This is a genomic window from Pseudomonas sp. SIMBA_068 (assembly GCF_046534705.1).
GTDB classification, from domain to species: Bacteria; Pseudomonadota; Gammaproteobacteria; order Pseudomonadales; family Pseudomonadaceae; genus Aquipseudomonas; species Aquipseudomonas putida.
This window is the reverse complement of the sequence record NZ_JAWRYI010000005.1, coordinates 233,535-258,801: the sequence shown is the minus strand read 5'-3', so window position 1 is coordinate 258,801 and position 25,267 is coordinate 233,535. Positions and strand designations below refer to the sequence as shown.

Sequence of the window (25,267 nt, the reverse complement as noted above, 5' to 3'; positions counted from 1 at the left end):
TGGGCTTGAGCATTAAGGTAGGGAAGAAAATTAGAAACCTCACCCTAAGGTCATCGTTGTCGGATCTATATACCGCAAGCACCGTTGGCCATAGCGCTAGCGTCGCAGGCTTCACCTCACGGACATCGACGCCATGACTGCTGTAGCAAACCCACCCAGGCTGACGTTCAAGCAAAGCGTGGCAGCCTGTTTCTCCAAACGACCCAGCGTGCGGGACGTTTTATCAAAAGAAGCATTCCAGATTTTCAACGACCGGTATCCATGGTTGCACCGCAACCACCCTCACATCACATCGCTCGATCCTTTCGTCATCCTGCATGCACCGGCCAGCACAGGTGATCTCCCACGTCAGAGCGGGCTGGTGGACGAGCTTCTCAGGCATTTTCTGGCCAAGGAACGTGCGCAACTAAGCGCCGCAGACAAGCTGAGCATCAGCCCGCCCCATGTGTTTCAAATTCAGGAGCAAGGCCCGGACAACATCCGCCAACCCGAAATCATCCCGGACCTGACGAAGCTCAACGATGACTTCGATACAGTGCTTGGTGCGTTGATACCCGCCTTCCAGCAAGCCCAGATCGGCTTCTGGAACGGGCTCGACGAAGACAGCCAAGTCTCGCGCATGCTCTGGCTGGAACACACCATCAAGGCCGCATTGCTCGAGAACCTCCCTCGCCAAGGCCTGGCAGATGATGAAAAAGCTGCCATGTACGCCTTGCTCGACGGGGTATTCGACAGCCTGGCTGTCGAGGCGATACAAGTCACGCTCGGGACGGATGGCGAGGCACGCACCGTCACCCTACCGGATCTGTTGCTCATCACCACAAGTGGTACCCGCAACCTGGTTCTGCAATGCAAACCCTGCGGTTCGGTTCACCGCCATGTCGACCTGCCCAGCTTTGCCACCGCGCTGCAACGGCAGCTAGCACAACGCTACCGCTTCGAAGCGTTGTCCTGGGCGCACACACCGGTGATCGGACGCCCTTTCGCCTTCCAGGCAAGGCAACTGCTGAACGATATTCTGGACGACATCGGGCGCCTGCGTATTGGTGGCCTGGCAACCGTCGACGAGCTGGAGCGACAACTGCGTCAGGTGAGCGACCCGTCAGCTTACTTCTTCGACCTGCCTTCGCAGGAACGAACTGCACCCGCTGTCAGCCCACCGCGATGGCTGCTAAATGCCAGTGCTGAGGACCGCTACGCCTATCAAACTGCACTGCTCGATCTGGCGGCGAACCAAGGTCGGTCGAAGGGCTGCACATCGCTGGGCGATGTCGAAGATATCCGTGATTACGCCGCTCGCCGCTTGCGTGAGACCCTGCAGACCAGCTACCCAGACAAGGCGATACACGACCCGAACGAGGTGCACATCCGCATTTCCCAAGCCATCATCGGCCCCGGCACACAAGGGCAATCACTGTTCTTGCACACGGTGCCCCTGACCGATCTGGCGATCTCCCGCCTGCGCCTTGAGGCTGGCGAGGTGATGACCGGGCTCAGTTTCGAGGATGGCTCGCCCGTGAAGGACTGGCTAAGCATCGAGCAGATCAGGGCGCTGATTCATCAGGTCGATATCAGCGCTCACTACCCCACCTACCTGCAAGATCAAGTCAGGACCGAACCGCGCAGGTCCGAACGAATCAGGCAACATGCCAGGGAGTGGCGTTACGCCCTTCGCTTCAGCACCCTGAAGGCCAAGATCGAGCGACAGCTTGGCGAAACGGCGAGCCAGGCAATGATCAGGTTCTGCCAGGGCATGGACAATGGCGCGGACCTTCTGCGCATCGCCCCCCTGGCGTTCCATTGCGCGCCTGGCGCTTCGGCAAGCGATGTGGCACACGGGATGTTCATCATCGAAATACCGGCAAGCGGCAGCTGGGTCTTGTACCGCCCCTTCTATGCCGACAGGGCGTTGCAGGAATTTCCGACCCTCGAATTGCTGATGGACGCAATCCGCAGTAGGGGCGCACTGCAAGAGAGCGTATTGGCCTGGCTCGACGAAGACGCGCGTCCGATTTACCAAAACGACGGGTTCAAGCACCCGCACCTGCACCCAAACATTACCACGCTGACGCACCTGCTCAATGTGCCGGTCGAGCTGCTGGACGGTCTTTTGCAACGCCTGAGACGCCCGGTACAGGCCTCGTTCCAGGCCTGGACGGATGAAATGGACACCCACCTGTTCAACGCCCGCATCGACACTATGCTATTGGCCTCAGCCAGCAATAGCGTATCCAATGCCCAGGAAGTGCGGGCTTTGGTGAAGGAGGCTGCCTGGGCGATCTTCAATACCGTCACCCAGCTTTGGCATGGTCCTATGACCACCCTGGTGTGGCTGGTCGTGGCGCTGTCGGCGGCCAAGGAAGACGTGGAGGCGCTGATCAAGCGCAGCGGTGACGATAAGATCGTCGCCGCCATAGACCTGCTCACCAACCTGGCCTTGCTCCTTGCCCACCGCCCGGCAACGCCACCTGCCAACAGCGAAGCGGCCGTTACGTTGCGCTTTTCAGGCCCTGCGCCGAAGGAAGAATCCCCGCCCCCAGCGCTCGAGCAGCCACAGGAGAAACCGTGGCAGGCCCCCGTCGAGGCGCAGCAGCCCACGCGGGTGCGTGTAGATGGCTGGCATGACGAGCAGCGCCTGAGCAACCTGTCAGTGCAGGAGCGCCAGTCACTGGCACAGCTGCAAGCCTTGCAGCCACTGGAAGGGCACGCACCACTGGCAAGTGGCCGTTTGCGTGGGTTGTTCAACATCGCCGGCCGTTACTACGTCAAACTGGGCGATGGCGCCTATGAAGTCATCGAGACCTGGAACGGCATGCAGATCATCGGCCCCGAGCCGAGCAGCAGCGAATGGGTGTCCCAATGGGATGGCGCCCGGGACGGCTACCATATCGTTGGTCGTGAACGCCAAAAAGGCCCTTGGTTGACGCGCTGGAATGGCCAATGGACTTTGAATCTGAACCTCTCTGGCGGCATGCCAAGGAACAGGCAATCCATCAACGCGGAAAACCGCCAGCGGTTCGACACGCTGAGCGCAACCGCCACGGCTAACCAACAAGCGCTGAATCAGATGGCACCCCTGATGGAACGCAGCCAAGTGCAACTGCAGGTTTATGACGACCTCGCGCGGGAATACAGCATGGCTGTCGATGCACTACCTGCACATGAGCGTGATACACCGCCGCCAGCCTTGCAGCTTCAGAGGCAGGCACTCAAAGCCCAGCGCCTACGGCACTTACCGGAAATCAGGGCATCCGCGCTCTACCTGGAACGGCAAAGCACGCTGCTACACGGGAATATCGAAGTGTTCAAGGAGATGGCCGAACCACGGTTCAGCAAATTCGACACCCGAGCCCCGAGCCGACGCCGATACGGCAACTGGTACGGTGCAGCCATCGAAAACGACATGCTGCTGTGCCGCCGCTTGCTGGAGCAGGTCGACCACCAGGCACTGAGCGCACAGTCCATCGGGCTGCCCCGCGTTCCAGAGACTGCCGAGCAGATACAGCAATACCTCGATTATTGCGAACGGGTACGCGATTCCAGCCAGGCCAGCCGCCGCCTGCTTGTCGTCAGCCAGCGGCTGGACCGGACCTTGGCGCAAGTACTGCCGGACCCCAAGATCGATTTTGCCGACAAAGCCACGAAACTCGCCCAGACCATTCGACGCAGGACGTATTCGACACTGGTCATTCGGGCCCAGCTGCTCAGTGACCTGGCCTACCTCGCCGTGGACAAGACTCGGCTCTCTGCGGACACGGCCGAGCATTTGCTTGCGATGCGCGCGCCGCTCAGCGGCATCGAATTCAGCCGTACGATCTGGAGCCACGACGGTCTGGAAGCCACCGAAGAGACGGCCCAGGTCAAAGCCGAACTGCTTGAGGATATCCTTCAGAAATACCGTACCGTGCTGGATCGCGCCCAATACATGAGGACACTGGACTCGCCTGCGCTGGTCGCTGACGTGCTGGACGAATATATACGCGAACTGTCCACCATTACCCAGATCACGGAGCAGCAACTGAGCGCGACCTTGACCAATCTCGACAGCGGCATCAGTCTCCCCTCGCCAACGCCCTATCATCGCCCCGCAACGATCAGGCGCCGGGTCATCCGTGTTGACCGAGGTCGACCGCTGTTGGTGGAAATCGACCAAATGGGCAATCGGGCCATCCAGCGCAGTGCATTCAATCAGGAGCCTGCGGGCAGTTTCGCGCAACGCGACGGGGTATGGCATGCCGTGCCTGAGCAAGCGCGGCCGGCCCAGCACGACCGGGCACAGCTGCGCCAGCGAGCAAGTCGCCTGCTGGCAGAGGTGGATGGGAAAATTGCCTTCGCCGCTCACTATGCCGATGAGCCCAACAGCCTGGCCGACTTTCTGGAATGGCCGGCAGGTGACATGCGCGAAGTGCAGCAGCAACTGACCGAGCTGAACAATCCACTGGATTCCAGCTTGGTCGACCTCCTTCGGGCAGCGGTAGACCGCATCCATCACGAAAGGCTTCGGCTGCTCACCGACGCGTATCTGAACACCCGCCATCCCGACGGCAAGGCCCTTCGCTTCCTGGCTGAGCAGAAGCGGATTCGGATCAGGCAGACCGTGATTCGCCGGCAGCTACGTCACGCCAATGATTACCTCGACGTCTACGAGATTCGCGATGTGCAAGCGCCACAGCGGTTACTATGGGAGGCGCATTTTCACTATCCCAGCCTCGAAGCGAGAGGGCATGACTTCGTCAAGGGCCACCTCAAGTTCTGGGATGCAGGCGTAAGGGGCCGCAAGGCCATGCTCGAGCAGGCCGCAGACGCACGCGAGCGCATCGCGATCTACCGCGGCGATCTGCGCCTGGAGCAGGTAATTGGCATCATTCCTTTCCCGACGGACGCGCCGCAGTAGCCAGAGAGCGGCCCTGGCTCAGGCCAGGGCCTTGTCCAGCGCCCGTTCGATCTCACCCTTGATGGTGCCGCTCATCATCGACAGCATCATGCCCAGCTTCAATTCGACGCGGATGCTGTCGTCGCCAATGTGCACACTGCCATTGGCGCCACTGCGCGCAACGTCCACGCGGTCACCGTTCCAGGTGGCCTTGAGGTCGTACTCACGGCTGAGCTTGTCGACCAGCGCTTCGGCCTTGGCGCGGGCGGCATCACGGCCGAGGGAATGTTTGCGTTCGACGCTGATCTGGGTCATGCGGGCGTTCCTGAAGATGTAGACATAATCAGCATTATGCCCGCCCCTGCCCACTGGTACACCCCGCCAAGACAAATCCGCCCGTTCGCCCTAGAATGGCGGTAATTTTTTCCGGTGAAGCGATATGAACGACCAGCGCAAAGGCGACCACGCCGAACCCACCACCCACTTTGGCTACCAGGACGTACCTGAAAGCCAGAAGGCGAAAAAAGTCGCCGAAGTGTTCCACTCGGTGGCAGCCAAGTACGACCTGATGAACGATGTGCTTTCCGGCGGCATGCACCGCCTGTGGAAGCGCTTTACCATCGAGCTGTCGGGCGTGCGCAGCGGCAACCGGGTGCTGGACATCGCCGGCGGTACCGGTGACCTGGCCGCCAAGTTCTCGCGCCTGGTCGGCCCGACGGGCCAGGTGGTGCTGGCGGACATCAACGATTCGATGCTCAAGGTTGGCCGTGACCGCCTGCTGGACCGTGGTGTGGCCGGCAACATCGAGTTCGTCCAGGCCGACGCCGAAAAACTGCCGTTCCCGGACAACCACTTCGACTGCGTGACCATCGCTTTCGGCCTGCGCAACGTCACCCACAAGGACGAAGCCATCCGTTCGATGCTGCGCGTGCTCAAGCCCGGTGGCCGTCTGCTGATCCTGGAATTCTCCAAACCGACCAGCAAGCTGATGTCCAAGGCCTACGACGCCTATTCGTTCGCTTTCATGCCGCTGGCCGGCAAGCTGATCACCAACGACTCGGAAAGCTACCGTTACCTCGCCGAATCGATCCGCATGCACCCGGACCAGGAAACCCTGAAGAGCATGATGGTCGAGGCCGGTTTCGACCGCGTCACCTACCACAACATGACCAGCGGCATCGTTGCCGTGCACCGGGGGATCAAACCCTGATGCTGCTGGCCGGGCTGCTCGCCAGCGTCGAACATGGCCTGAACCGCGTCCTGCGCATGGACAGCACGGCCCTGCCGCGGCTGGCCGCGCTGGAAGGCAAGGTCATCGAGATCGACTGCCGCCAACCGGCCCTGCAGGTCTTCATCCTGCCCGATGAAGACGGCCTGATGCTCGCCGCCCACTGGGAAGGCGAGGTCGACTGCAGCCTGCGCGCACCGGCCGGCAGCCTGGTGCAACTTGCCCTGGCCAGGGACAAGACCGCCGTGTTGCACAGCCCGCAGGTAGAACTGCATGGCGACAGCGCCGTGCTGCTCGACCTGTTCGGCGTGCTGCAGGACCTGGAGCTGGACTGGGAGCACGAACTGCAACGCTGGCTCGGCCCGGTCGCCACGGCCATGCTGGCAGGCCACATTCGCCTGCGTGCACGCTGGACACGCCAGGGCCTGGCGCGCTTCAGCCAGAACCTTTCCGAGTACCTGGCCGAAGAGTCCCGCACCCTGGTAGGCAAGCGCGAAGCCGAAGCCGCCTTCAGTGAACTCGATGCCCTGAAGCTCGATACAGAACGCCTCGAGGCGCGCATCAAGCGCCTCTCCCGATCCCTTGATACCAGCGAAAACGCATGAAGCTGCTCGCCGTCCGCCGTCTTTTTCGCATCCAGCGTGTGGTGATTCGCTACCGCCTCGATGACCTGCTGTTCGACCAACCCTTGCTGCCCTGGTGGCTGGCCAGCCTGCGCCTGTTGATGCCGTGGCGCTGGCTGCCACGCAAGCCCACCGAACTCAGCCGTGGCGCGCGCCTGCGCCTGGCGCTGCAGGACCTGGGGCCGATCTTCATCAAGTTCGGCCAGTTGCTGTCCACCCGCCGCGACCTGCTGCCCACCGACATCGCCAACGAGCTGATGCTGTTGCAGGACCGTGTGCCGCCGTTCGACCCGAAACAGGCCGTGGCACTGATTGAAGCGCAGCTGGGCGCGAAGGTTGGCGAGGTGTTCAGCCGTTTCGACGTCGAACCGCTGGCCTCGGCGTCGGTGGCCCAGGTGCACGCCGCACGCCTGAAGACCGGCGAAGAGGTGGTGGTCAAGGTGGTACGCCCGGGCCTGAAGCCGGTGATCGCCCAGGACCTGGCCTGGTTGTTCCTGATTGCCAAGGCCGCCGAACGCGCCTCGGCCGATGCCCGCCGCCTGCACCCGGTGGAAATCGTCGGTGACTACGAAAAAACCATCTACGACGAGCTCGACCTGCTGCGCGAGGCTGCCAACGCCAGCCAGCTGCGGCGCAACTTCGAAGGCTCCGAGCTGATGTACGTGCCCCAGGTCTACTGGGACCTGTGCCGCCCTAAAGTGCTGGTGATGGAGCGCATCTATGGCGTACCGGTGACCGACATGGCCACCCTGGCCGACCAGCGTACCGACATGAAGCTGCTGGCCGAGCGAGGCGTGGAAGTATTCTTCACCCAGGTATTCCGCGACAGCTTCTTCCATGCCGATATGCACCCGGGCAACATCTTTGTCAGCACGGTCAAGCCGTGGAGCCCGCAGTACATCGCTATCGACTGCGGCATCGTCGGCAGCCTCACCGCCGAGGACCAGGACTACCTGGCGCGTAACCTGTTTGCCTTCTTCAAGCGTGACTATCGCCGCGTCGCCGAGTTGCACATCGACTCGGGCTGGGTGCCGGCGCATACCAAGGTCAACGAATTCGAAGCGGCGATCCGCACCGTGTGCGAGCCAATCTTCGAAAAACCGTTAAAGGATATTTCCTTCGGCCAGGTGCTGATGCGCCTGTTCCAGACCGCGCGGCGCTTCAACATGGAAGTGCAGCCGCAGCTGGTGCTGCTGCAGAAGACCCTGCTCAACATCGAGGGCCTGGGCCGCCAACTGTACCCCGACCTGGACCTGTGGAGCACCGCCAAACCCTACCTCGAACGCTGGATGCGCGACCGCTACAGCCCCAAGGCCGTGCTCGGCAACATTCATGGGCAGGTCGAGCAGTTGCCGCACCTGACCAACATGGCCCGCGACCTGCTCGAACGCCTGTCGCAACCGCACCTGAACGATCCGCAACTGCCGGAACGCCGCCGCCAGGGTGACCGCTGGGCCCTGCGCCTGCTGGGCGCCGGCCTGCTCGGTGGTGGCGCGGTGCTGGCCGCAGGCGCCGCCGAGGCCGCCAGCCTGGCCGCCCCTGCTGCCTGGCCGGCCTGGCTGATGCTGGCCGCAGGCCTTTACCTGATCGTGCGCCAATAGCCAGCCGCGCCTGTGGCTGGCACACTAGCGCAAAGGGCCCGATACAGGAGCGGGCCCGCTTTGGAGTCGACGATGAAAGACTGGCTGGACGAGATCAAGTGGAACAGCGACGGCCTGGTACCGGCAATCGCCCAGGACCACAAGACCGGACGCGTGCTGATGATGGCCTGGATGAACCGCGAATCGCTGGCGCTGACCGCCACCGAACAGCGCGCCATCTACTGGTCGCGTTCGCGTGGCAAGCTGTGGCGTAAAGGCGAAGAATCCGGTCACGTGCAGAAGCTGCATGAGCTGCGTCTGGACTGCGACGCCGACGTGATCATCCTGATGGTCGAGCAACTGGGCCATATCGCCTGTCATACCGGCCGTGAAAGCTGCTTCTACCGCGTCTTTGAAGACGGCCAGTGGAAAATCGTCGACCCGGTCCTGAAGGACCCGGATGCCATCTACAGCGCAGGACACTGACATGAGCGACACCCTCAACCGCTTGGCCGAAGTACTTGAAGAACGCAAGCAAGCGGCGCCTGACAGCTCCTATGTGGCCAGCCTGTACCACAAGGGCCTGAACAAGATCCTCGAGAAGCTCGGCGAAGAGTCGGTCGAAACGATCATTGCCGCCAAGGATGCTGCCGTCAGCAAGGATTACAGTGATGTCATCTACGAAACCGCCGACCTGTGGTTTCATAGCCTGGTGATGCTCAGCGCGCTGGGCCAGCATCCACAAGCCGTGCTGGATGAGCTGGATCGCCGTTTCGGGCTGTCCGGGCACGATGAAAAGGCCGCTCGACAGCCTTCGGCTTGAGCACAACGAATTCTAGGAGAGCACCATGGGTATTTTTGACTGGAAACACTGGATCGTCCTGCTGGTTGTCGTGGTTTTGGTGTTCGGCACCAAGAAGCTGAAAAACTTCGGCAGTGACCTGGGCGAGTCGATCAAGGGCTTTCGCAAGGCCATGAACGAAGAAGAGACCAAGCCGGCAGAACAAACGCCGCCTGCCCAGCCTGTGCCGCCAGTGCAAAACACTGCCCAGCCGCAACAAGGCCACACCATCGAAGGCCAGGCCCAACCGGTCCAAGAGCCGCAGCGGAAAGACTGACCCATGTTCGGCATCAGTTTCAGCGAGCTGCTGCTCGTAGGTCTGGTCGCCCTGCTGGTGCTCGGCCCCGAGCGCCTGCCCGGTGCCGCGCGCACCGCAGGCCTGTGGATCGGCCGGCTCAAACGCAGCTTCAACAGCATCAAGATGGAAGTGGAGCGCGAAATCGGCGCCGACGACATCCGTCGCCAGTTGCATAACGAGCACATCCTGCAGATGGAAGAGGAAGCCAAGCGCATCCTCAACCCGATGACCCCCCCTGCCCAGCCGCCGGTAACCACGGCCAGCGTGCAGCCACCTGCCGGGCTTGAGGCCAGGCCGGTCGAAGCACCTGCAACCCCGGTCGCATCCCCTGAACCGCCTCAACCGCCGCGAGCCCCATGAGCGAGAATCCGGAACACGACCAGCCGATGCCGCTGGTCTCGCACCTGACCGAACTGCGCACCCGCCTGCTGCGCTGTGTTGCCGTCATTTTCCTGATCTTTGCCGGGCTGTTTTCCTTCGCCCAGCAGATCTACACCCTGGTCTCGGCGCCGCTGCGCGACCATTTGCCGGCCAACGCGACGATGATCGCCACCGACGTGGCCTCGCCGTTCCTGACGCCGTTCAAGCTGACCATGATCGTCTCGCTGTTCCTGGCGATCCCGTTCATCCTGCAGCAGATCTGGGGTTTTATCGCACCGGGTCTGTACCGCCATGAAAGGCGCATCGCCATTCCGCTGCTGGTGTCGAGCATTCTGCTGTTCTACGCCGGTATGGCCTTTGCCTATTTCCTCGTGTTCCCGCTGATGTTCAGTTTCTTTGCCGCCGCCACCCCGGCAGGCGTGGCAATGATGACCGACATCGCCAACTACCTCGACTTCGTGATGACGCTGTTCTTCGCCTTTGGCGTCGCCTTCGAAATCCCGGTGGCAGTGGTGCTGCTGGTGTGGATTGGCGTGGTCGACGTGAAGTACCTGAAGAAGATCCGCCCTTACGTGATCATCGGCTGCTTCGTGGTCGGCATGATCCTCACCCCGCCGGACATCTTCTCCCAGACCCTGCTGGCCGTGCCCATGTGGCTGCTGTTCGAGGTCGGCGTGCTGTGCGGTAGCCTGATCCGCAAGCGCAGTGCCCACGACGAGGAAGCCAACGACCACAACGACCAGCCACCAGCGACCCAACCGTGAATCTGTTGCTCCTTGAAGAGGCCGACTTCGTCTCGGCCGACCGCGTCGTTCTTGCTGATCGGCGCTTTACCCACATGCAGGAAATCCACCGCGTCGCAGTGGGCGACAACCTGCGCGTGGGCCGAATCAACGGCCTGATGGGCAAGGCCACGGTGCTGCGCCTGGAACAGCACGAGGCCGAACTTGAAGTGGCCTTCGACCAGCAACCACCAGCCAAGCTGCCGTTGACCCTGGTGCTGGCGGTGCCGCGGCCGAAAATGCTGCGACGTCTGTTCCAGACCGTGGCCACCCTCGGCGTATCGCGGCTGATCCTGGTGAACAGTTACAAGGTCGAGAAAAGCTTCTGGCAAACGCCTTTCCTGCAGCCCGAGAGCATTCGCGACAACCTGATCCTCGGCCTGGAACAGGCGCGTGACACGGTGCTGCCCGAGGTGATCATCGAGAAACGCTTCAAGCCTTTCGTCGAAGACCGCCTACCCGCCATCGCCGCTGGCACCCTGGGCCTGGTCGGCCACCCCGGCCCCTACCCCGCCTGTCCACGCGCCGTGGAGCAATCCGTAACCCTGGCCATCGGCCCCGAAGGCGGCTGGATCCCCTACGAAATTGACCTGCTGGGCAAGGCTGGCCTGGCACCGGTGCAGCTGGGTGATCGCATCCTGCGGGTAGAGACCGCCGTCACTGCGCTGCTTTCGCGTATTTTCTGACGTAAACGCCGTTTTTTCGCCCATCAAGTTTCCCTCTCCGGAGCCGATGGCCTTGGCAACACAACAATTATTTGTGCTGCCAAGCCGCCGGGGAGTCGTACATGTACCAATGGTTAGCCCAATCGCTGGGCAATGTGAGCGTGAATCGCAAACTGGGGCTGGGTTTCGGCCTGGTGCTGCTGTTGACCCTGGCTATTACCCTGGCCGGCTGGCACGGCATGGACAGCATCATCGACCGTGGCGACAAGCTGGGTAACATCTCGGTCATCCAGCAGTACACCCAGGAACTGCGCATTGCCCGCCAGCATTACCAGCGCCGCAGTGATGACGCGTCGGTGGCCGAGCTGGAAAAAGCCTTGGCCAACCTCGACCGCCAGGTGCAGCTGATGCTCGGGCAGATCGAAAACCCCACCGACCGCCAGCGCCTGGAGCAGCAGCGCGAGGCCGTGCGCATTTACCAGCAGGCATTCAACGAGCTGAAGCAGGCCGGCCAGCGCCGCGAGGCCAGCCGTAGCGTGCTCGGCGACAGCGCTGACAAGGCTGCAGAGCTGATCGGCCGCGTGCTGCGGGGCCTGCTGCAAGGTGGCGATATCAACCAGTACCAGCACGCGGTAGACGTCAGCGCCCTGCTGCAACAAGCGCGTTTCCAGGTGCGTGGCTACACCTACAGCGGCAATGCCGAGTTCCAGCAAACGGCGCTGAAAGCCATCGACCAGGCCCTCGCCGAGCTGCGCGCATTGCCGGCCAAAGTGCCGGCCGAACATGCCGCCGGTCTCGACGATGCCGCCACCGCCATGGGCGGCTACCGCGATGCGGTCAGCCAGTTCGGCAATGCCCAGACCGCCAGCGAGCAGGCCCTGCAGCACATGGCCGAGCAAGGTACGCTGCTGCTACAGACCAGCCAGGCGATGACCACTTCGCAAACCGCCGTGCGTGACGCCGGCGCGACCCAGGCCAAGACCCTGCTCGCCGTGGCCACCGGGCTGGCCCTGGCCCTCGGCCTGCTGGCGGCATGGGCAATTACCCGGCAGATCATCATTCCCCTGCGCCAGACCCTGCGCGCCGCCGAGCGGGTAGCCAGTGGCGACCTGACCCAGAACCTGCAGGTAAACCGCCGTGACGAACTGGGCCAGCTGCAAGCGAGCATGCAGCGCATGACCCAAGGCCTGCGCGAACTGATCGGCGGCATCGGTGACGGTGTCACTCAGATTGCCAGTGCCGCAGAGGAGCTGTCGGCGGTAACCGAGCAGACCAGCGCCGGGGTCAACAACCAGAAGGTCGAAACCGACCAGGTAGCGACCGCCATGAACCAGATGACGGCCACCGTGCACGAGGTAGCCCGTAACGCCGAGCAGGCCTCGGAAGCCGCCCTGATGGCCGACCAGCAAGCCCGCGAAGGCGACCGGGTGGTGGGTGAGGCTGTGGCACAGATCGAGCGGCTGGCGGGTGAAGTGATCAACTCCAGCGAAGCGATGAACCAGCTCAAGGCCGAGAGCGACAAGATCGGCAGCGTGCTCGACGTGATCAAATCGGTGGCTCAGCAGACCAACCTGCTGGCCCTGAACGCGGCTATCGAAGCCGCCCGTGCCGGCGAGGCCGGGCGTGGCTTTGCCGTGGTGGCCGATGAAGTACGCAGCCTGGCCCAGCGCACCCAGCAATCGACGGAAGAGATCGAAGAACTGATTGCCGGCCTGCAAAGCGGCACCCAACGGGTGGCCAGCGTGATGGACAACAGCCGCCAGCTGACCGACAGCAGCGTCGAGCTGACCCGCCGCGCCGGCAGCTCGCTGGAGACCATTACCCGCACCGTGTCGTCGATCCAGGCGATGAACCAGCAGATTGCCACGGCAGCCGAGGAACAGACAGCCGTGGCCGAGGAGATCAACCGTAGCGTGATGAATGTGCGGGATATATCCGACCAGACCTCCGCAGCAAGTGAAGAGACGGCCAGTTCCAGTGTGGAGCTGGCTCGGCTGGGGACCCACCTGCAGGGGTTGGTGGGGCGGTTCAAGCTTTGATCTGAGGGATGAATCACCTGTACTGGCCTCTTCGCGGGTTTACCCGCGAAGAGGCCAGTGCGAAGAACTCTCCTACAGTTCGCAGCGAAATTTCCTACTTGGCTTTCAGGTCAAGTCCTACAGCTCCGCTGCCGATTGGCAGAGGTGAGATGCCAGCAATGCGCTTGCATCCCCTTTCTTGAATGGACGGAGACTCATCATGCTCGGATACCTCAACCGCAAGCTCGGCAACATCAGTGTCGCTGCCAAGCTGGCCCTCGGCTTTGCGGTGGTCCTGCTGCTTACCCTGGCCACCACCCTCAGCGGCTGGCGCGCACTGGATGGCGCCATTACCCGCTCGGAACAGCTGAGCGAGATCGGCCTGATCAACGACCTCACCAAAGACCTGCGCGCAGAGCGCATCACGTATCGCGTGCTTAACGACGACGCCAGCAAAGCACAAGTTACCCGCATCCTTGACCAGCTGGACGCCATGCTGTCCACGCTGCAGCAACGCAGCAACGTTGATGAGTCTCGCCAGTTACTGAGCGATAAGCTGGCGATGCTGCAGCGCCTGCGCGACACCTTCAGCGAGCTGCAACCGAACTGCCCTGCGCGAAACCATGCAGGCACAGGAACATAAGCTAAACGAGGTCATCGAGAATCTACAGACCCAGGCCTTGCTGAACATGTCGGCCGACGGCCAGCGCAGTGCCGTGCTGAGCCTGATGGATAACCTCACCCGGCATGTCGATGGCGCTAACCAGCAAAGCCTGATGCCGGCCTATACCTTCTCCCCCGTCGAGGAATTCACGCGGGTGGGCGAACGTGCGCTGGACGCCGCCGATACCAGCCTTGGGCAATTGCTACAAAACCTCGAGCCGCTGGGCTTGCCACACGCGCTCACCGAGCAACCCGGTACCGAGTTGGCCAAATACCGGGCCAGCCTGGACCAGTACCGCCGCGCGGCCGTGCGGGTTGAGCAACTGCAGAATGCGATGGAGCAAATGGGCGATGAACTGGCCGCAGTGAGCGTGCAACTGGGTGAACGCAAGATCGAACAGCGCGACAGCGAAGCCTTGGCCGCCCGCTCGCTGCTGACCGGCGTAGCGCTGCTGGCACTCGCAATGGGGGTGTTGGCCGCCTGGCTGATCACCTTGCAGATCACCCAGCCATTGCGCCAGACGCTGGCCGTGGCTGCACGCATAGCCAAAGGCGACCTGAGCCAGGTTGACGCGGTGCAACGGCGTGACGAGATGGGCCAGTTGCAAAGCCGCATGCGTGAGATGACCTTGAGCCTGCGCGAGCTTATCGGGGGTATCGACCAAGGCGTCGGCCAGCTGTCACAGGCCGCCACACAGCTGGCAGCCAGCAGCGAGGACACCAAATTGAAGATCAACCAGCAGCGCGAGGAAACCGACCAGGTGGCCACCGCCATGAACCAGATGAGCGCCACCGTTCAGGAAGTGGCACAGAACGCCGAGCAGGCCTCGCTGGCTGCAACCAACGCCGACCAGCAGGCCCAGGTGGGCGACCAGGTCGTATCCGAAGCCATCGGCCGTATCGAGCAACTGGCCGGGCAGATGGACCATTGCCTGGCGGCCATGCAGCACCTGGCTGGCGAGAGCCAGCGTATTGGCAGCATCCTCGATGTGATCAAGTCGGTGTCCGAACAGACCAACTTGCTGGCCCTGAACGCGGCTATCGAGGCGGCACGGGCGGGAGAAGCCGGGCGCGGCTTTGCCGTGGTGGCTGATGAAGTGCGCGGTTTGGCCAAGCGTACCTCGACTGCAACCGAAGAGATTGGCCAGCTAATCGACAGCCTGCACAACGGTACCGACGAGGTGACCCGCTTGCTGGACAGCAGCAAGAACCTGACCGAGCAGAGCGTGGAGCTGAGCCGCAGGGCCGGGCATGCGCTGAGCCAGATCGCCGACACCGTGTCGAGCATTCAGGGCATGAACCAGCAGATCGCCACGGCCAGCGAAGAACAAAGCGTGGTGGCCGAGCAGATCAACCGAAGCGTGATCAATGTGCGGGATGTGTCGGATCAGACCAGTGCGGCCAGCGAACAGACGGCGGCCTCGAGCGGGGAGCTGGAGCAGTTGGGGCAGCAATTGCGGGGGATGGTTGGGCGGTTCAGCATTTAAGATTACCGGGGCTGCTTTGCAGCCCAATCGCCGGCAAGCCAGTTCCCACAAAAAGCAGGCCAGCGCCATACCCGTGGGAGCTGGCTTGCCGGCGATTGGGGCGCAAAGCGCCCCCGCTTTTTACAGCACCTGGCGCAGGAAAGCCTGCGCGCGCGGGTCTTTCGGCGCATCGAAGAACGCCCCAGGCGCGGCATCTTCCAGCAGCTTGCCATGGTCGAAGAACAGCACCCGGTCCGCCACTTCGCGGGCAAAGCCCATTTCATGGGTGACGCAGACCATGGTCATGCCTTCCTGGGCCAGGGTCTTCATCACGTCCAGCACTTCGCCGACCATTTCCGGGTCAAGCGCCGAGGTCGGCTCGTCGAACAGCATCACTTTCGGGTCCATCGCCAGGGCACGGGCAATCGCCACGCGCTGTTGCTGGCCGCCCGACAAGCGCGACGGGTACTCGTTGGCCTTCTGCGAAATACCCACCTTCTCCAGCAACGCCCGGGCCTTGGCTTCACGCTCGGCCTTGTTGCGCTTGCGCACCACCTTCTGCGCCAGGCACAGGTTTTCCAGCACGGTCATGTGCGGGAACAGGTTGAAGTGCTGGAACACCATGCCGACTTCGCGGCGGTAGGCGTTGATGTCGGTCTTCGGGTCGGCCAGTTGCAGGCCGTCGATGGCCACATGGCCTTGGTCGAAATGCTCCAGGCCGTTGAGGCAGCGCAGGAAGGTGGACTTGCCCGAACCCGATGGGCCGAGCACTACCACCACTTCGCCTTTGGCGACCTGGGTGGTGACGTTGTCCACAGCCCGTACCACTTGGCCACGGGTGTCGAAGACTTTCAGCAGGTCACGGACTTCAATCACTTTGCGCAAGCCTCCGCTCGAGCCGGCTGGCCAGGTGCGACAGCGGCAGGTTGATCAGCAGGTACAGACCTGCCACGCAGAACCAGATCTCGAAGGTCGAGAACGAGGTGGTGATGGCCTCGCGGCCGCTCTTGGTCAGTTCGGTGATGGCGATCACCGAAACCAGCGAGGTGTCCTTGACCAGGCTGATGAACTGGCCAGCCAACGGCGGCAGCACGCGCTTGAAAGCCTGCGGCAGGATCACGTGGCGCATCGACTGGCCAGCGTTCAGGCCCAGCGAGCGCGCGGCTTCGTTCTGGCCCTTGGTGATGGACTGCACGCCAGCACGGACGATTTCAGCCACGTAGGCGCCCGTGAACAGTGCCAGCGCCGCCACCCCGGCGAACTCGCGGGACAGGTTGAGCACGGTGCCGATGAAGAAGTAGAAAATGAAGATCTGCACCAGCAGCGGCGTGCCGCGCACCAGTTCGACATAGACGGTTGAAAGGTCACGCAGGGTCGGGTTGCTGGACAATCGGCACAAGCCCGCGAACAAGCCGATGACCAGGCCCAGCGCGCCGGATACCACCGACAGCCACAATGTGGTCCACAGGCCCCAGGCCAGCGGGCCGGCGGCCCAATGGCGGGTTACGCCAATCTGGTCGCCTTCGGCCACATCGTCGCCGCGGCTCAGTTGCAGGCTGTCCTTGGCCACTTCGAGGACCTGCTCGTCACCTTGCTCGTCCTTCAGCGTGACGCGGGCGTTATCGCCGGCAATGACGATCTCCTGCACGGTGCCATAACCGGCAGCGCGCTGAACGTCTTCGGCCTTGTAGGCAAAGTACTGCGGTACGCGGTTCCAGCGCCACTCGTAGGACATCATCGAGGTGGCCATGTACAGGCTGATCGCCAGGCCAACCAGCACCAGGGCGGTCAGCCCGTGCCAGGGCCACTGGGCTTTCTTGTGTTTGATCACGTGGGGTACTTCCGTAAATGCGAACGCGCAGGGTTTGCCTGCGCGTCGGGGTCAAAGCCGGACTTGTGGCCTGGGCCTTATTCCATGTCCTTCAGCCAGTCCTTGTTCTTGAACCACTTGTCGTGAATACGATCGTAGGTCCCGTCATGCTTGATCTGGTGCAGGAAGTTGTTGATGAAGTTGATGCTGTCGTAGTCGCCTTTCTTCAGGCCGAAGGCCAGCGGCTCGTAGGTGAAGGGCTCTTCGAGGAACAGCAGCTTGCCGGCACCGGCTTTCTCCACGGCTACCACGTTGTACGGGGCGTCGTAGACGAAGGCATCAGCCTTGCCGTTGACCACGTCCATCACCGCTTCCTGTTCGTTGTCGTAGCCGTGGTACTTGGCTTTGCCGATCAACTTCTTGGAGACCATTTCACCGGTGGTGCCCAACTTGGAGGTCAGGCGGTACTTCTCGTTGTTCAGGTCTTTGTACGACTTGATCTCGCCCGCCAGTTCCTTGCGGATCAGCAGGGTCTGGCCAACGACGATGAAGGGTTCGCTGAAGTTCAGGCGCAGGTTGCGTTCCTGGGTCAGGGTCATGCCGCTGCCGATCATGTCGAACTTGTCGGTCAGCAGGGCCGGGATGATGCCGTCATAAGCCGTGGAGACCGCTTCGAACTTGACGCCCATGGACTTGGCCATGGCCTTGAGAATGTCGACTTCGAAGCCGATGATCTCGCCACGCTTGTTGGTCATCTGGAACGGCATGTAGGTCGGGTCCATGCCCACCTTGAGGGTGCCGCGCTTGACCGCGTCATCGATGGCGCCTGCCTGGGCCGCAGTTACAGCGACCAGGGCGGTTACACCGACCAGCAGTCGCGAAAGGTATTGCTTGATCATCACCAAGTCCCCTAGCAAGAAAAGTAGCGAATCTTATTGTGTTGGCACGGCCGTACCGGCCGAGGCGTCGTATCGGAATGGGATGCTAACGCATGGCGGCTCGGGGACCTAGCGCCGGGGGGGACTTTGTTGGCCAAAATCCGATTAGGCAGGAAGATTGGGGAGCCTTCATCGCCGGCAAGCCAGCTCCCACAGGATTCACACAGGCCAGAGGCTTGCGCAATACCTGTGGGAGCTGGCTTGCCGGCGAATGGGCCGCAAAGCGGCCCCAGGCCGATCAGGCGCCGACGAGTGCCGGTTGGCCTTCGTTCTCAGGGTGCAGCGGCAACAGCGGCGAGTGCGGGTCGTTCTTGATAGAAGCGCGCCACACATCGATCCACGCCGCGTTGTGCTCTGCCCACACCTGCTCGTGCAGGCGGGCCAGCGCTACCGGGTCGCTGAGCAGCGCCAGGCGGGTGTTGAGGTCCAGCCCTTCAGGCCCGACTTCCATGGCCTTGGCCACGCGCTCGGCACGCAGCGCTTCAATCGGCGCCGCCTGGCCATGACGGGCAGTGGCCATGGCGCAAGCCAGGGCGTTCTGCCGCGGGTCGACCACAGCCCGCACGAAGCCGTCATGCAGGGCATGCCAGCGGTTTTCGTGGGTGTACTGGTCGGTAGCCAGCAGCTCTTGCGGAGTGGCGTATTCCTCAGGGATGAGGAACAGCTTCTCGTCCTTGGCGGCCAGGCCCAGGCGGGTGCGGCTGGAGATCACCGAAACCGGGATCGACAGCATCAGCGAGCCAACGATTGGCGCCAGCCACCACAGGAAGGCCGGGTTCAACCAGGCCACCAGCCCAGCCCAGGCAATGCCCAGCAAGGTTTGCGGGCCATGGCGACGCATAGCCTCGCCCCACGGCGTGGAGTCGTCGTCACGCTGCGGCGAGTTCCAGGTCGCTGCCCAGCCGAGGAACGCGGCCAGCACGAAGCGGGTGTGGAAGATCATGCGCACCGGTGCCAGCAGCATGGAGAACAGCATCTCCATCAGCATCGACAGGGTGACCTTGATCCGCCCGCCAAACTCGACGGCGCCCTTGGCCCAGATCAGGATGATGCTGAGCAGCTTGGGCAGGAACAGCAGCACGATAGTGGTGGAGAACAGCGCCACGGCCTTCTCCGGGTGCCACTGCGGCCACAGCGGGTAGAGCTGGTACGGTTCGATGAAGTACTGCGGCTCCATCAGGGTGTTGGTCGCCAGCAACGCGGTCGACAGCACCAGGAACAGGAACCACAGCGGCGCCGACAGGTACGACATCACCCCGGTAAGGAACACCGCACGGTGTACCGGGTGCATGCCCTTGACCAGGAACAGGCGGAAGTTCATCAGGTTGCCGTGGCACCAGCGGCGGTCGCGCTTGAGCTCGTCGAGCAGGTTGGGCGGCAGCTCTTCGTAGCTGCCCGGCAAGTCGTAGGCGATCCACACGCCCCAGCCGGCACGGCGCATCAGCGCGGCTTCGACGAAGTCGTGGGAAAGGATTGCACCGGCGAACGCGCCCTTGCCCGGCAACGGCGCCAGCGCGCAGTGCTCGATGAACGGCTTCATGCGGATGATCGCGTTGTGGCCCCAATAGTGCGACTCGCCCAGCTGCCAGAAGTGCAGGCCAGCGGTGAACAGCGGGCCGTACACGCGGGTGGCAAACTGCTGCATGCGTGCATAGAGGGTGTCCATGCCCGAGGCTTTCGGCCCGGTCTGGATGATGCCGGCGTCCGGGTTGGCCTCCATCAGGCGCACCAGGCTGCTCAGGCACTCGCCGCTCATGACGCTGTCGGCGTCGAGCACGACCATGTACTTGTACTCGCCACCCCAGCGACGGCAGAAATCGTCGAGGTTGCCGCTCTTGCGCTTCACCCGGCGCCGACGGCGGCGGTAGAAGATGCGGCCGAAGCCTTTGGTTTCACGGCACACGTCCAGCCAGGCTTGTTGTTCGGCCACGGCAATGTCGGTGTCGTTGGTGTCGCTGAGCACGAAGAAGTCGAAACGGTCGAGGTTGCCGCTGGCGGCCACCGACTCGAACGTTGCGCGCAGGCCGGCAAAGACGCGCGGCACGTCTTCGTTGCAGATCGGCATCACCAGCGCGGTACGCGCCTCGGGTGCAATTGGCTCGTTGCCGGCGCTGCTGCCCGAAATCTTGTATTTGTCGCGACCGGTGAGCAGCTCGAGGAAGCCCATCAGTGCGGTCCAGAAGCCCGCCGATACCCAGCAGAACAGGATGCCGAAGAGGACCAGGATGGAGGTTTGCAAGGCATACGGCCACACCTGCACCACGGTATCCCACAGCGGCTGGCTGAGGACTTCGTCAAGGTCGACGAACGACCAGCCCTGGTACGGCAGGATGCCCTTCATGTACCAACCGGCGACGATGGTCTGGCCGATCATCAGGGTCAGCAGGATGTAACGGCGGATCGAGCCAACCGTGCGCCAGCGTGCCGGCGGCAGCTCGCGCTTGGGTGGCTGCGGCGCGTTGGGGCGGCCGGTCATGCGCCTCCACATGCGGATCAGCACGTTGGTGCGCCAAGGCTCAGGCACAACTTTGGTGCGCTTGATCGGTGGGGCGATCTTCAGGCACAGGCGGCCGCTGCCGTCGACGCCGAGCATTTCGGCGTCTTCCAGTTCGGCAGCGCTGCCCACGGTGAGGCGCGAGCCCACCGAGGCCTGCACGGCCTCGGTGGGGCTGGCGGCCGGGTCGGCCGCCAGGCGTTGGTGCAGCTCACTGAACGACTTGCAACTGGCGAGTTCCGCCCGTTGCTCGTCACTCAGTGGCAGGTGAGCCAGGTACTCGCCAAGCGATACTGGCCTTGCGTTTGAGTTACTCATCGGCAGGCAACTGATAGCTCCAGGTCTCGGTCAGCACCTTCTCGGTGGTGGCCGGGGTCCCGTTGGTGGGCGCCGCATCGGCGGCAGGTTGTTCGGCCTTGGCAGGTTGCTCAGCCTTGACGGCTTTCTCGGCCTTGGCATGCTTGGCTGCGGCCTTGTCCTGCTTGGCGTCCTGGGCAGGCTTGGCGGGCTCGACCGGCACATCACGCACCAGCGCGGCACGCATTCCGGTGGATTTGTTGGCTTCCTTGACCTTCAGGCGCAGGGTCAGGCGCCAGCCCTTGGTCTCAGGGTTATAGCGCAGATTGTTCTCGACCACCTCGGCGTTGTCGTCAACGCTGATCTGGCTGCGCACCGCGGCGTCTTCCGGCAATGCGGCCAGGGCCGGGCCGGCGAAGTCGACCAGGAAGGCCACGCTGCCGTCTGGCTGGCGGATCAGGTTGGACTGCTTGACGTCACCGGTGGAGCGCAGGGTCTGCTTGACCGAGCCCAGCTCAGGCGCCTGGAACTTCGCCTCGTCGATGGTCCAGTGCAGGCGGTAGGCGTACTCGATCGGCTTGCCTGCCTCCGGCAGTTTCTCCGGGCTCCAGAAGGCCACGATGTTGTCGTTGGTCTCGTCCGCAGTCGGGATTTCGACCAGGTCGACGGTGCCCTTGCCCCAGTCACCCTTCGGCTCGATCCAGGCGCTTGGGCGCTTCTGGTAGTTGTCGTCGAGGTCTTCATAATCGCTGAAGGCACGCTGGCGCTGCATCAGGCCGAAACCACGCGGGTTCTCGACGCTGAAGTTGCTCACGGCCAGGTGTTTCGGGTTGTTCAGCGGGCGCCACAGCCACTCGCCATTGCCGGCGTGGATCGACAGGCCTTCGGAGTCGTGCAAGGCCGGACGGTAGTTGAGGACCTTGGACGGCTGGTTGGGGCCGAACAGGAACATGCTGGTCAGCGGGGCAATGCCCAGGCGGCTGACCTGGTCGCGCAGGAACACGCGGGACTGCACGTCGACCACGGTGTCGTTGCCCGGGCGCAGGGTCAGCTTGTAGGCACCGGTGGAGCGCGGCGAATCCAGCAGGGCGTAGATCACCAGGTGCTTGTCGGCCGGCTTGGGCTTCTCGACCCAGAACTCGGTGAAGCGCGGGAATTCCTCGCCCGACGGCAGCGCGGTGTCAATGGCCAGGCCACGGGCCGACAGGCCATACACATGGCCCTTGCCGACCACGCGGAAGTAGCTGGCGCCCAGCAAGGTCATGATCTCGTCTTGCTTGTCAGCCTTGTTGATCGGGTACAGCACACGGAAACCGGCATAACCCAGGTTCTTGGTGGTTTCCGGGTCGTGTGGCACGTCACCGAACTCGAAGCGGCTCGGGTCGTACTTGATTTCCTCGACCTTGGAAGCGGTGACCTCGTTGATTTTCACCGGGGTGTCGAAGTGCATGCCCTGGTGGTAGAACGACAGCTTGAACGGGGTCTTGTCCTTGGCCCACTCGGCCTTTTCCTGCAGGAAATGGATTTTCTGGTAGTCCGCGAACTTCATGTCGCGGAACACGGCCGGCAGGTTGCTTTTTGGTGCATCGTACTTCTGGCCGGCCAGATCCTTTGCCTTGGCTGCAACATCGTCAAGATTGAATGCCCACAGCTGGCCCGCGCTCATCAGGCCGACCAATGCCACACTGGCCATCAGGGCCTTGCGTAGCCGGATGCCGGGGATTCTTGATGCTTTTTGGGGACTAACAATCACGAGCAACCCTCGCCGAAAACAGATCATGAAACCAACGGCCAGCGACAAATGCCGGGTTGGCGAGCACTGTTCGGACCCCGTGAGGGCGTAATGATTCCCCAAACGGATCCAGACAATGCTCGAGTCAGAGTGAAACGAACCTGCGAACGCAGGTCCATGCAGCGCGCGATTATCCAGCAGGTCGCGTGACAACGCATCAGGCTGGAACAACTATTTATCGTACAAAACCCCTTGTTTTCCTCTAAACAAAGGGTTTTTTGACCTCATATTTGTAACATAAATGTTACGGGGCCATCATTGACCAGATGCACCTGCATGTCTGCCCCGAACTGCCCGCTCGCCACGTCGGCATGCTGGCGCTTCGCTTGCTGCAAAAGATAGTCGAACAATTCAGCCCCGAGGGCCGGCGGCGCTGCCGTCGAGAAGCTCGGGCGCATGCCGTTGCGGGTGTCCGCCGCCAAGGTGAACTGCGACACCAGCAACAAACCACCCCCGACATCCTTGAGCGACAGGTTCATCTTGCCTTGCTCATCGCTGAATACACGGTAGTTCAGCAGCTTGTGCAACAGTTTATCGGCCTGCTCGCGGGAATCTTCAGGCTCGACGGCCACCAGCACCAGCAAACCCTGGTCGATGGCGCCAACCACTTGCCCCGCCACTTCAACCCGCGCACCGCGCACGCGCTGCAGCAAACCCCTCATGCTTCTTCCAGGGGCAGGTCGAGCAGGCGCCGGGCCATCTGGTCGGCTGCCCGCACCAGGGCATCGGTGATGCCCGGCTCGGACGCGGCGTGGCCGGCGTCGCGGATCACCTTCAGTTCGCTGTTCGGCCAGGCCTGGTGCAGGGCCCAGGCGTTGTCCAGCGGACAGATCACATCATAGCGACCGTGCACGATCACCGCTGGCAGGTGGGCGATCTTCGGCAGGTCGCGGATCAGCTGGTCCGGTTCGAGGAAGGCGTTGTTCATGAAGTAGTGGCATTCGATCCGGGCGATCGACAGCGCCCGCTGCGGCTCGGAGAAGCGGTCGACCACCAGCGGGTTCGGGCGCAAGGTGGCGGTACGGCCCTCCCAGGTAGACCACGCCTTGGCGGCGTGCATCTGGGCAATCTGATCGTTACCGGTGAGGCGCTTGTGAAAGGCCTTGACCAGGTCGCCGCGTTCTTCCGGCGGAATCGGCGCGATGTAGTCCTGCCAGTAGTCGGGGAACAGGCGGCTGGCGCCCTCCTGGTAGAACCACTCGATCTCCTGCGGCCGGCACAGGAAGATGCCCCGCAGGATCAGCCCATGCACACGCTCGGGGTGGGTCTGGGCGTAGGCCAGGGCCAGGGTAGAGCCCCACGAGCCGCCGAACAGCACCCATTTGTCGATGCCTAGGTGCTCGCGGATGCGCTCCAGGTCCTCGACCAGGTGCCAGGTGGTGTTGTTCTCCAGGCTCGCATGGGGCGTGGAGCGGCCACAGCCGCGCTGGTCGAAGGTGATGATGCGGTACAGGTTGGGGTCAAAGTAGCAACGGCTCTGGGCGTCGCAGCCAGCACCCGGGCCACCGTGGATGAATACCACGGGCAGACCTTCCGGCGAGCCGCTTTCATCGACATACAGCACATGCGGCGCTTCCACGGCCAGATCGTGCCGGGCGTAGGGTTTGATCTGCGGGTAGAGGGTCTGCATTGCGCACTCCGTGTGAGGATATTGACTGCCGTTGGGCATCATAAACCTGAATTGCGCTTTGAGCACCGCCTCTTCCACTCAACGCTGGTATCGTTCTGCCCCCCAAGCCAGCAGCGCTTGCAAAAGCTGCTTCAGAACCACCTGCGTCGGTTGCGCCAGGTCTTCCCGGTAGGTAAACGGCTCGGTTTCCTCCATGTACGTGCTTTGCGCCAACTCCAGCTGCACTGCATGGATATGCTTCGCGGGGTCACCATAGTGCCGGGTGATGTGTCCGCCTTTGAACCGACCATTCAACACATGACTGTAACCTGTCGCTTCGGCGCACACGCCCTGCAACCGCTCGGCCAGCACCGGATCGCAGCTGGCGCCATTGAAGGTACCCAGGTTGAAGTCCGGCAACTTGCCATCGAACAGGTGCGGGATGTGCGAGCGGATCGAGTGGGCATCCCACAAAAGGGCATAGCCAAACTGCTCGCGCAACCGGTCCAGTTCGCGACGAAGGGTGCCGTGATAAGGGCGCCAGATCTGCTCCAGGTAGCGTTGCCGTTCTTCGCCAGACGGCGCCAACCCCTCCTTGAACAGCGGCTCGCCTTCGAACAACGTGGCCGGGTACAGGCCAGTGGTGGCGCCGGCGTACAGCGGCTTGTCGTCATCCGGGCGGTTCAGGTCGATGACGAAACGCGAGTACTCTGCGGCTACCACGCTGGCGCCCAGGTCGCGGGCGAAGTCGTACAACTGCGGGATGTGCCAGTCGGTGTCCGGCAAGCTGCGCGCCTCCTGGACCAGGCCATCACGCACGGCGTCGCTCAGGCGCAGGCCGGCGTGCGGCATGCTGATCAGCAGCGGCAGGCGGCCTTGGTGAAAACTCAGAACCTTGTCCATCGTGCC

At 62.7% G+C, this 25,267-nt stretch carries 21 protein-coding genes and 2 pseudogenes; 14 read left to right on the top strand and 9 right to left on the bottom strand.

The genetic code is table 11. The features are described 5' to 3' along the window. Positions 1 to 178: 178 nt before the first annotated feature. Entirely contained in the window at positions 179 to 4,894 is a 4,716-nt protein-coding gene (locus SB756_RS14670) for a hypothetical protein (RefSeq protein ID WP_410911023.1), read from the top strand. A gap of 18 nt (positions 4,895 to 4,912) precedes the next feature. On the opposite strand, the gene SB756_RS14665 is transcribed toward SB756_RS14670, so the two are convergent. Next, positions 4,913 to 5,188 (bottom strand): polyhydroxyalkanoic acid system family protein, encoded by a 276-nt coding sequence (locus SB756_RS14665; protein WP_003249289.1) that lies wholly within the window; start codon positions 5,186 to 5,188, stop codon positions 4,913 to 4,915. A gap of 124 nt (positions 5,189 to 5,312) precedes the next feature. On the opposite strand from SB756_RS14665, the gene ubiE reads away from it, so the two are divergent. The 13 genes and pseudogenes from ubiE to SB756_RS14600 all read left to right on the top strand — a co-directional run bounded on the left by ubiE (position 5,313) and on the right by SB756_RS14600 (position 15,439). Further along, positions 5,313 to 6,083 (top strand): bifunctional demethylmenaquinone methyltransferase/2-methoxy-6-polyprenyl-1,4-benzoquinol methylase UbiE, encoded by a 771-nt coding sequence (ubiE, locus tag SB756_RS14660; protein WP_043198296.1) that lies wholly within the window; start codon positions 5,313 to 5,315, stop codon positions 6,081 to 6,083. Continuing rightward, complete coding sequence (locus tag SB756_RS14655; RefSeq protein ID WP_338745472.1) at positions 6,083 to 6,706, top strand: SCP2 domain-containing protein; 624 nt, start codon at positions 6,083 to 6,085, stop codon at positions 6,704 to 6,706. The genes ubiE and SB756_RS14655 overlap by 1 nt, the downstream gene beginning before the upstream one ends. Beyond that, on the top strand, positions 6,703 to 8,325 hold the full coding sequence (ubiB, locus tag SB756_RS14650) for a ubiquinone biosynthesis regulatory protein kinase UbiB (protein ID WP_341796972.1): 1,623 nt from the start codon (positions 6,703 to 6,705) through the stop codon (positions 8,323 to 8,325). The genes SB756_RS14655 and ubiB overlap by 4 nt, the downstream gene beginning before the upstream one ends. 72 nt (positions 8,326 to 8,397) lie before the next feature. After that, positions 8,398 to 8,790 (top strand): phosphoribosyl-AMP cyclohydrolase, encoded by a 393-nt coding sequence (hisI, locus tag SB756_RS14645; RefSeq protein ID WP_019472588.1) that lies wholly within the window; start codon positions 8,398 to 8,400, stop codon positions 8,788 to 8,790. Between the two features lies 1 nt (position 8,791). Beyond that, a complete protein-coding gene (locus tag SB756_RS14640; RefSeq protein ID WP_016489563.1) occupies positions 8,792 to 9,127 on the top strand; it encodes a phosphoribosyl-ATP diphosphatase in 336 nt (111 codons plus the stop codon). Positions 9,128 to 9,152: 25 nt separating this feature from the next. Beyond that, the gene (locus SB756_RS14635) at positions 9,153 to 9,422 is read left to right on the top strand and encodes a twin-arginine translocase TatA/TatE family subunit (protein ID WP_341796973.1); all 270 of its coding nucleotides are present in this window, start codon (positions 9,153 to 9,155) and stop codon (positions 9,420 to 9,422) included. Positions 9,423 to 9,425: 3 nt separating this feature from the next. Further along, positions 9,426 to 9,803 carry a Sec-independent protein translocase protein TatB gene (gene tatB, locus SB756_RS14630; protein WP_258654238.1) on the top strand — a complete coding sequence of 126 codons (378 nt, stop codon included), beginning with the start codon at positions 9,426 to 9,428 and terminating at the stop codon, positions 9,801 to 9,803. Then, a complete protein-coding gene (gene tatC, locus SB756_RS14625) occupies positions 9,800 to 10,588 on the top strand; it encodes a twin-arginine translocase subunit TatC (protein ID WP_043198305.1) in 789 nt (262 codons plus the stop codon). Before tatB ends, tatC begins: the two co-directional genes overlap by 4 nt. After that, complete coding sequence (locus SB756_RS14620) at positions 10,585 to 11,292, top strand: 16S rRNA (uracil(1498)-N(3))-methyltransferase (protein ID WP_341796974.1); 708 nt, start codon at positions 10,585 to 10,587, stop codon at positions 11,290 to 11,292. Before tatC ends, SB756_RS14620 begins: the two co-directional genes overlap by 4 nt. A 101-nt stretch (positions 11,293 to 11,393) precedes the next feature. After that, a pseudogene (locus tag SB756_RS14615) lies at positions 11,394 to 12,455 on the top strand (methyl-accepting chemotaxis protein); the annotation flags it as partial. Beyond that, on the top strand, positions 12,438 to 13,310 hold the full coding sequence (locus tag SB756_RS14610) for a methyl-accepting chemotaxis protein (RefSeq protein ID WP_373873707.1): 873 nt from the start codon (positions 12,438 to 12,440) through the stop codon (positions 13,308 to 13,310). The pseudogene SB756_RS14615 and the gene SB756_RS14610, both read left to right, overlap by 18 nt. Before the next feature lie 199 nt (positions 13,311 to 13,509). Next, a pseudogene (locus tag SB756_RS14605) lies at positions 13,510 to 14,536 on the top strand (methyl-accepting chemotaxis protein); the annotation flags it as partial. 9 nt (positions 14,537 to 14,545) lie between these two features. Further along, on the top strand, positions 14,546 to 15,439 hold the full coding sequence (locus tag SB756_RS14600; protein ID WP_410911055.1) for a methyl-accepting chemotaxis protein: 894 nt from the start codon (positions 14,546 to 14,548) through the stop codon (positions 15,437 to 15,439). A gap of 120 nt (positions 15,440 to 15,559) precedes the next feature. Here SB756_RS14600 and SB756_RS14595 read toward each other — a convergent pair whose 3' ends face one another. From SB756_RS14595 to hutG, 8 genes are all read right to left on the bottom strand, one after another. Next, the gene (locus SB756_RS14595) at positions 15,560 to 16,294 is read right to left on the bottom strand and encodes an amino acid ABC transporter ATP-binding protein (RefSeq protein ID WP_041168148.1); all 735 of its coding nucleotides are present in this window, start codon (positions 16,292 to 16,294) and stop codon (positions 15,560 to 15,562) included. Further along, positions 16,287 to 17,249, bottom strand: coding sequence for an amino acid ABC transporter permease (locus SB756_RS14590; protein ID WP_016501998.1), 963 nt, complete (start codon positions 17,247 to 17,249; stop codon positions 16,287 to 16,289). Before SB756_RS14590 ends, SB756_RS14595 begins: the two co-directional genes overlap by 8 nt. Before the next feature lie 77 nt (positions 17,250 to 17,326). Next, positions 17,327 to 18,124 carry a transporter substrate-binding domain-containing protein gene (locus tag SB756_RS14585; RefSeq protein ID WP_024717349.1) on the bottom strand — a complete coding sequence of 266 codons (798 nt, stop codon included), beginning with the start codon at positions 18,122 to 18,124 and terminating at the stop codon, positions 17,327 to 17,329. A 280-nt stretch (positions 18,125 to 18,404) separates the two neighbouring features. Further along, a complete protein-coding gene (gene mdoH, locus SB756_RS14580; RefSeq protein ID WP_410911022.1) occupies positions 18,405 to 20,978 on the bottom strand; it encodes a glucans biosynthesis glucosyltransferase MdoH in 2,574 nt (857 codons plus the stop codon). Continuing rightward, complete coding sequence (locus tag SB756_RS14575; protein WP_341796978.1) at positions 20,971 to 22,710, bottom strand: glucan biosynthesis protein G; 1,740 nt, start codon at positions 22,708 to 22,710, stop codon at positions 20,971 to 20,973. The genes mdoH and SB756_RS14575 overlap by 8 nt, the downstream gene beginning before the upstream one ends. A 263-nt stretch (positions 22,711 to 22,973) precedes the next feature. Next, entirely contained in the window at positions 22,974 to 23,411 is a 438-nt protein-coding gene (gene dtd, locus SB756_RS14570; RefSeq protein ID WP_049275031.1) for a D-aminoacyl-tRNA deacylase, read from the bottom strand. After that, positions 23,408 to 24,379 (bottom strand): prolyl aminopeptidase, encoded by a 972-nt coding sequence (gene pip / locus SB756_RS14565; RefSeq protein WP_016489576.1) that lies wholly within the window; start codon positions 24,377 to 24,379, stop codon positions 23,408 to 23,410. The genes dtd and pip overlap by 4 nt, the downstream gene beginning before the upstream one ends. 78 nt (positions 24,380 to 24,457) lie before the next feature. Beyond that, positions 24,458 to 25,261, bottom strand: coding sequence for an N-formylglutamate deformylase (gene hutG, locus SB756_RS14560; protein ID WP_341796979.1), 804 nt, complete (start codon positions 25,259 to 25,261; stop codon positions 24,458 to 24,460). Positions 25,262 to 25,267: the final 6 nt, after the last annotated feature.

Excerpts from the sequence above, each read along its gene's own strand:
- SB756_RS14665 (WP_003249289.1), bottom strand. The coding sequence starts at position 5,188 with ATGACCCAGATCAGCGTCGAACGCAAACATTCCCTCGGCCGTGATGCC.
- ubiE (WP_043198296.1), top strand. The coding sequence starts at position 5,313 with ATGAACGACCAGCGCAAAGGCGACCACGCCGAACCCACCACCCACTTT.
- SB756_RS14655 (WP_338745472.1), top strand. The coding sequence starts at position 6,083 with ATGCTGCTGGCCGGGCTGCTCGCCAGCGTCGAACATGGCCTGAACCGC.
- ubiB (WP_341796972.1), top strand. The coding sequence starts at position 6,703 with ATGAAGCTGCTCGCCGTCCGCCGTCTTTTTCGCATCCAGCGTGTGGTG.
- hisI (WP_019472588.1), top strand. The coding sequence starts at position 8,398 with ATGAAAGACTGGCTGGACGAGATCAAGTGGAACAGCGACGGCCTGGTA.
- SB756_RS14640 (WP_016489563.1), top strand. The coding sequence starts at position 8,792 with ATGAGCGACACCCTCAACCGCTTGGCCGAAGTACTTGAAGAACGCAAG.
- SB756_RS14635 (WP_341796973.1), top strand. The coding sequence starts at position 9,153 with ATGGGTATTTTTGACTGGAAACACTGGATCGTCCTGCTGGTTGTCGTG.
- tatB (WP_258654238.1), top strand. The coding sequence starts at position 9,426 with ATGTTCGGCATCAGTTTCAGCGAGCTGCTGCTCGTAGGTCTGGTCGCC.
- tatC (WP_043198305.1), top strand. The coding sequence starts at position 9,800 with ATGAGCGAGAATCCGGAACACGACCAGCCGATGCCGCTGGTCTCGCAC.
- SB756_RS14610 (WP_373873707.1), top strand. The coding sequence starts at position 12,438 with ATGCAGCGCATGACCCAAGGCCTGCGCGAACTGATCGGCGGCATCGGT.
- SB756_RS14600 (WP_410911055.1), top strand. The coding sequence starts at position 14,546 with ATGGGCCAGTTGCAAAGCCGCATGCGTGAGATGACCTTGAGCCTGCGC.
- mdoH (WP_410911022.1), bottom strand. The coding sequence starts at position 20,978 with ATGAGTAACTCAAACGCAAGGCCAGTATCGCTTGGCGAGTACCTGGCT.
- dtd (WP_049275031.1), bottom strand. The coding sequence starts at position 23,411 with ATGAGGGGTTTGCTGCAGCGCGTGCGCGGTGCGCGGGTTGAAGTGGCG.
- pip (WP_016489576.1), bottom strand. The coding sequence starts at position 24,379 with ATGCAGACCCTCTACCCGCAGATCAAACCCTACGCCCGGCACGATCTG.
- hutG (WP_341796979.1), bottom strand. The coding sequence starts at position 25,261 with ATGGACAAGGTTCTGAGTTTTCACCAAGGCCGCCTGCCGCTGCTGATC.